Raw genomic sequence first — 5744 nt, forward strand, 5'->3', positions numbered from 1 at the left:
TGTGACTGTCGACGGTAAATGGCGGTGTTCTGGCAGAGGTAATTGGCGGCTGTGGTACTCCTGTGGCCTCAGATGTAGCTGCAGATCTGGGTGGCATCGCACTGGGTGGGGTCGCCTTGGGAGGCGGCCTGGTAGTGCTCGGCCACGGAGGCCCTTAGAGCGGTGAGTTCAGCGATTTGCTGGTCGAGGTCGGTGAGTTGCTGGTCCAGCTGGGCGGCTACGTGGGCGCAGGGGGCCTGCCCGGCGTCGCGTACCTGCAGGATCTTCCGGATCTCGGTCAGGGTGAGTCCGGCGAGTTTGCTGCGGCGGATGAACTGCAGGCGGGCGACGGTCTCTGGTGGGTAGTCGCGGTACCCGTTGGGACCGCGGTGCACCGGGGCGAGAAGTCCTTGCTGTTCGTAGAACCGTAGGGCTTTGGTGGTCATCTCGGCCGCTGCGGCGGCTTCACCGATCCGCACGGTGTACCTCGATCCTGGACTGTCTTGTGGCCTTCCACGGTAGAGGAAGGTTCCGGCGCAGAGTTCTGCCTGACCCGGAGGGGGTCGGTGGTCATCCGGGTTCGGTGCGGGAGCGGTCGGTTTCGACGGCCTGCCAGGTCTTGCGGGCGGCGATGAGCACCGGGTCCCACGCCGGGGAGAAGGGTGGGGCGTAGGAGAGGTCGATGTTGAGCAGCTCCTCCACCGGGGTCTCGTGCCACAGCGCCACGGAGAGCACGTCGATGCGTTTGGCCGCGCCTTCTTCCCCGACGATCTGGGCGCCGAGCAGTCGTCCGGTGCCGCGTTCGGCGATGAGCTTGGTGCGGATGGGTTTGGCCCCGGGGTAGTAGCCGGCCCGGGTGGTGGAGTCGACCACCGCGGTGATGGGGTCGAACCCGGCTGCCTGCGCTTCGAGTTCCCCGAGGCCGGTGCGTCCGACTTCGACGTCGCAGATCTTGGTCACGGCGGTGCCGAGCACTCCGGGGAAGGTGGCGTAGCCGCCGCCGATGTTGATTCCGGCGGTGCGGCCTTCCTTGTTGGCGTGGGTGCCCAGCGGGAGGGCCACGTGGCGGCGGGAGACGCGGTGGAACTTCTCCACGCAGTCCCCGGCTGCCCACACCCCCTCGATGCCGGTGCGCAGCCGGCGGTCCACCGTGATCGCACCCGTCGCCCCCAGGGGGATCCCGGCGCGGGCGGCCAGGGCGGTGTTCGGGGTCACACCCAGGCCCAGGATCACCAGATCGGTGGGGATGGTGGCCTGGTCGGTGACCACGGCGGTGACCTGCCCGTTGTGGGTGTCGAAGCCGGTGACGGTCTCCTCCATCCGCACCTCCATCCCGAAGCCTTCCATCGCGGAGGCGATGAGCGCGCCCATGTCGGGGTCCAGGCCCGGCAGCGGGGCCGGGGGGCGTCCGATCACGGTGATGTCCACGCCCCAGGCGCACAGGGCCTCGGCCAGCTCCAGGCCGATGTAGCCGGCCCCGACGACCACCGCCCGGCCCGGCCGGTCCTGCTCCAGCACTGCGCGCAGGGCGAGGCCGTCGTCGAGGGTCTGGACCCCGTGGATGCCGTGTGCCCCGATCCCGGGCAGGGGCGGGCGTGCCGGGGTGGCGCCGGTGGCGACCATGAGCTGGTCGAAGCCCTCCCACCTCTCCCGGCCGGCGGCCAGGTCGCGGACCAGTACGGCGCGGCGGTGGAGGTCGATCTCCAGGACCTCATGGCCGGTGCGGGCGTCGATGGCGTGGTGGTCGCGGAACTGCTGCGGGGTGCGGGCGATCAGCTCCGTGGTGTCGGCGACGTCCTTGCCGATGAAGTAGGGAATGCCGCAGGCCGAATACGAGGTGTAGTGACCGCGTTCGAAGGCCACGATCTCCAACTGCTCCCGGGGTAGCTGGCGGCGGGCGGCGGAGGCCGCGCTCATCCCCGCGGCATCCCCGCCGATGACGACCAATCGCTGGACCATGACTACCCCTTTCGTGCAGTGGCTCGTGAAGCGTGGGCCTGAGGCCGTGCTCGATGTTCAAGGCCTCTGGCTCCACCCGTGGGTGGAGGGCCGGCCCGCTCGAGGCCGGTCCTCAGGCGGCGCAGCAGGAGAGTTTGGAGACGTCGGTGCGGAAGGACTGGGCGGCGATCTTGAGTCCTTCGGCCATCGTCAGATACGGGCACCACAGGGTGGCGACCTGATCCACCGTCATCGAGGCGGAGAGCATGTAGACGCCCGCCGCGGCAAGCTCCCCGGCGTCCTTGGCCACCGCGGTGATGCCCACGACGCGTCCGGTCTCTGCCTCGGCGACGATCTTGACGAACCCGCGGGTGTCACGGTTGACCAGCGCCCTCGGCACGTACTCCAGGGGCAGCACCCGGCATTCGCAGGCCAGACCGGCCTGCCGGGCCTGCTGGTCGGTCATGCCCACCGCCGCGATGGCCGGGGTGGTGAAAGTGACCCGCGGCAGGTGGGTGTAGTCGATCTCCTGGCCGGTGTGGTGAAAGGCGTTCTCCACTGCGGTGACCCCGTGGGCCGAGGCCACGTAGACGTACTGGGGGTGCCCGGTCACGTCCCCGGCCGCCCACACCCTGGGGTGGGAGGTGGCCATCCGGGCGTCGACCACGATCTCGCCGTGCTCACCGGTGTCCACCCCGACCGAGCCGAGGTCCAGGTTCTCGGTGACCGGACGGCGCCCGACCGCGACCATGAGCCGGGTCGCCCGCAGGGTTTCCTGCCCGCCCGGGCCCGTGACGGTGGCCACCACCTCCCCGGTATCCCGGTCGGGAGCCACGGAGGAGACGGTGGCCCGGCGGAGCACCCGGATGCCCTCCTCGGCGAACACGCCCATCAAGGTGCGGGAGACCTCCGGTTCCTCATGGGAGGCCAGCCGGGACCGCACGACCATGGTGACCTTCGAGCCCAGGCGGGCGAAGAGCTGAGCCTGCTCCATGCCCACGTACCCGCCGCCGATGATCAGCAACGACTCCGGCACCTCGTCCAGGTCCATGGCCGTGGTGGACGTCAGGTAGTCCACCTCCGCCAAGCCCTCGACGTCCGGGACGATCGGGGTGGAGCCGGTGGCCACCAGATAATGGGCCGCCCGCACCTGCTGACGGGTACCGTCGGCTCCGGTGACCTCCAGCGCCGGGTCCTCGGCGGTTCCGGTGAACACGGCTTCGCCGGTGGCCAGTTCCCAGCCGTAGTCGGCGATCAGATCGAGGTACTTGTCCGAGCGCATCCCCTCCACCAGCGCGTCCTTACCGGTGATCAGCCCGGGCATGTCCACTCGGGCGGCCGACGTGCTCAGGCCGGGGAACCGTCCTGTGGCGTCCAGCGCCATGTGGCGGGCCTCGGCGGCGGCCAGCAGCGCCTTCGACGGCACGCACCCGGTGTTCACACAGGTACCCCCGACCATGGCACGCTCGACCATCACCACTGATTTGCCGAGATTGGTGGCCCGGATCGCGGCGGCGAAAGCACCACCGCCGGAACCGATGATCGCCAGGTCCACTTCGTGCGTTCCAGTCTCAGGCATGGCCGGCCTCCGTAAATCCGTGATGAAGGCCCCGAGTGGCCTTCTGTGTGCTGCGCTCTGCGCCCAGCCTGCACCTTCCCCTAGAGAGGAAGGTCAAGACGTCGTCGCGGCAACGTCGTGTGCACGACCGTATTCGCCGCAGACCCGGCGGCCTTCTCGAGGAGTCGCTGCCAAAGGCCACTGTCTGGCTGGTGGATCTCAGGAGCCGGTGGCCGGCCTGTGTGGTCAGTGACCGATGAGGAGTGCGTCGCGGGCGGCTTCGACGACTTCGGGGGTGACGGTGGCCAGGTGATTGATCTCCAGGATGCGTCTGATCTGGGTGAGGAGGCGGTCGACGAGGCGGAAGTTGCCGCCGGTGATCCGGGCGATGGTGGCGACTGCGACCGTCTGGGTGAACTCGTCGTCACCGGCCAGTCCGTCGGTGTGCCAGCGGCGGACCAGGACGGCGGTGAGCTCTTCAGGGGTGAGCTGGCGGTATTTGTGGGCGAAACCGACCCGGCTGTAGAGCTGGGGGTAGCGCCCCAGGCGCTTGTCGATGCCGGGCATCCCGATGAGGATCATCCCGATGGTGTGGCGGTCGTAGTAGTCGCGAACCTGTTCCAGTCCGGTCGTCTTGAGCCGGTCGGCCTCGTCGATGATGAGCAGCTCGGTGAGCCCGGAGGACCGCGATTCGGGGTGCACGAACGGGTCGACCCGGCCGTGGCGGTGGTAGTCGATGGCGTAGGAGATCTGCTGGCAGGACCGCGGCAGGGCTTGGTCGACCTGGCGGGGGCTGGCGTTGACGGTCGGGGTCCACAGCGCGGTGCGGGCCTGCAGGACCCGCTCGGGAATGGGGCCGGGCCCGCGGTCCTCGCCCAGGTCTCGTTGCCACTGCTCCCATTCCGGGGCCCCGGCGTAGTGCCGGGCCGAGAGCGTCTTGCCGACCCCGGGTGGGCCCCAGCAAACGCCGATGTAGCGGTGGGCGCGGACGGTGTCGGCGAACTCGGTGAAGCGGCGGTGCTCCCGCGTGGGCAAGAACGCCGGTGCGCCCGGATACGGGGGTGAGGTGAGCCCGTTGATCTCTCCGAACGTGCCGGAGAGGAACCGCCGGCCGTCGTCGTCCTTGCCCAGCAAGCTCCGCGTGGAGTCGGGCTCAGTCGGTGGCATAGGTCCGCAACCGGTGTCGGGGCGCCCGATCCGCCGGCATGTGCTCCGCTGGGTCCAGCGCCGGGGCGGGTGGTGGTGCCCAGCGGTCGTCGGTGGGCAGGGCGTCGGCGAGACTGCGCCGGGCGCGCAGCTGCTGCTTGAGCGCGGCGCGCCGGGCGCCCCGGGCCTGCTGCAGCTGCTGGAGGGTGACCGTCTCGGCGGCCAGTTCGGGGGCGATCGCCCGACACAGGTAGGTGTCCTGGTGGTAGACGCGCACCTCGCCGGCGTCGCGGGGGTCGTAGCGGATGGTCACGGTCTCAGAGACATAGGCGGCCAGCACCGGGGAGATGTAGCGGGTGCCCTGGAAGCGGATGCCGTCGCGCTGGACGATGCGGGTGGTCGCGGCGGTGAGCAACAACAGGTCGAGGTCCTCGCCCCGGGCCGGGGCCCGGGGAATCCACCCGGCCCCGATCCAGCGGGCGGCCGGGGCCTGGCCGGTCTCGGAGTGCACCCGACAGTGGTAGTCCTCGATGAGGTAGCGCCCCAGCACCGCGTCGAGCTGCTCCAGGCTCAGGGCGGGTGGTGAGGTGGGCCTGCCGCCGGTGCCGTGCGGGATGTACCCGGGCAGGTGCGGGAGCACCTCGGTGGTGATCGTACCGTAGAAGCGTTCGATCTTCCCCCGACCCTGCGGGACCCCGACACGGGAGTGGATCAGCCGGATGTGGGTGTCCAGGCAGACCCGCTCCAGCCGGGTGCTGGTGAAGTCGGCCCCGTGGTCGCTGTAGAGCACCTCGGGCAGCCCCTGCACCGGCCACCGCGGGTCAGGCTTGGCCCGCACCGCCTGGTGCAAGGCCAGGGCGGTCTGCTCGGCATTCGGGGCGCCGAGGAAAACGGTGTAGCCCGCGACCGCGCGGGAGTAGTCATCGAGGATCACGGTCAGCCACGGCCGCACCGGGCGTCCCCGGTGCTCGAGGATCTCGACGTCGAGCAGAGTGTGGTCGGCCTGCCACTGCTCATTGGGCCTCACCGCCGACCGCCGGTGCACCAGCTCGAACCGGTCCCGGTAGGCGGTGTCTCCTTCCAGGGCCAGGGTGCGCAGCCCGGGGTCGATGGCGGCGATCAC

5 protein-coding genes are annotated in these 5744 nt (G+C 70.1%); all 5 read right to left on the reverse strand.

The features are described from left to right. Positions 1-68 precede the first annotated feature (68 nt). On the reverse strand, positions 69-458 hold the full coding sequence (locus tag RF640_RS18575) for a heavy metal-responsive transcriptional regulator (protein WP_083529209.1): 390 nt from the start codon (positions 456-458) through the stop codon (positions 69-71). A 91-nt stretch (positions 459-549) separates the two neighbouring features. Continuing rightward, complete coding sequence (locus tag RF640_RS18580; RefSeq protein ID WP_058857607.1) at positions 550-1938, reverse strand: FAD-dependent oxidoreductase; 1389 nt, start codon at positions 1936-1938, stop codon at positions 550-552. A 112-nt stretch (positions 1939-2050) separates the two neighbouring features. Next, complete coding sequence (gene merA, locus RF640_RS18585) at positions 2051-3496, reverse strand: mercury(II) reductase (protein WP_368828627.1); 1446 nt, start codon at positions 3494-3496, stop codon at positions 2051-2053. Positions 3497-3721: 225 nt separating this feature from the next. After that, the gene (locus RF640_RS18590; RefSeq protein WP_368828628.1) at positions 3722-4609 is read right to left on the reverse strand and encodes an AAA family ATPase; all 888 of its coding nucleotides are present in this window, start codon (positions 4607-4609) and stop codon (positions 3722-3724) included. A 19-nt stretch (positions 4610-4628) separates the two neighbouring features. Further along, positions 4629-5744: Mu transposase C-terminal domain-containing protein (locus RF640_RS18595; RefSeq protein WP_368828629.1), on the reverse strand; the 1116-nt coding region annotated here is incomplete at its 5' end.

It is taken from the genome of Kocuria sp. CPCC 205231, assembly GCF_040980965.1.
In the GTDB taxonomy this organism is placed as follows: Bacteria; Actinomycetota; Actinomycetes; order Actinomycetales; family Micrococcaceae; genus Kocuria; species Kocuria rosea.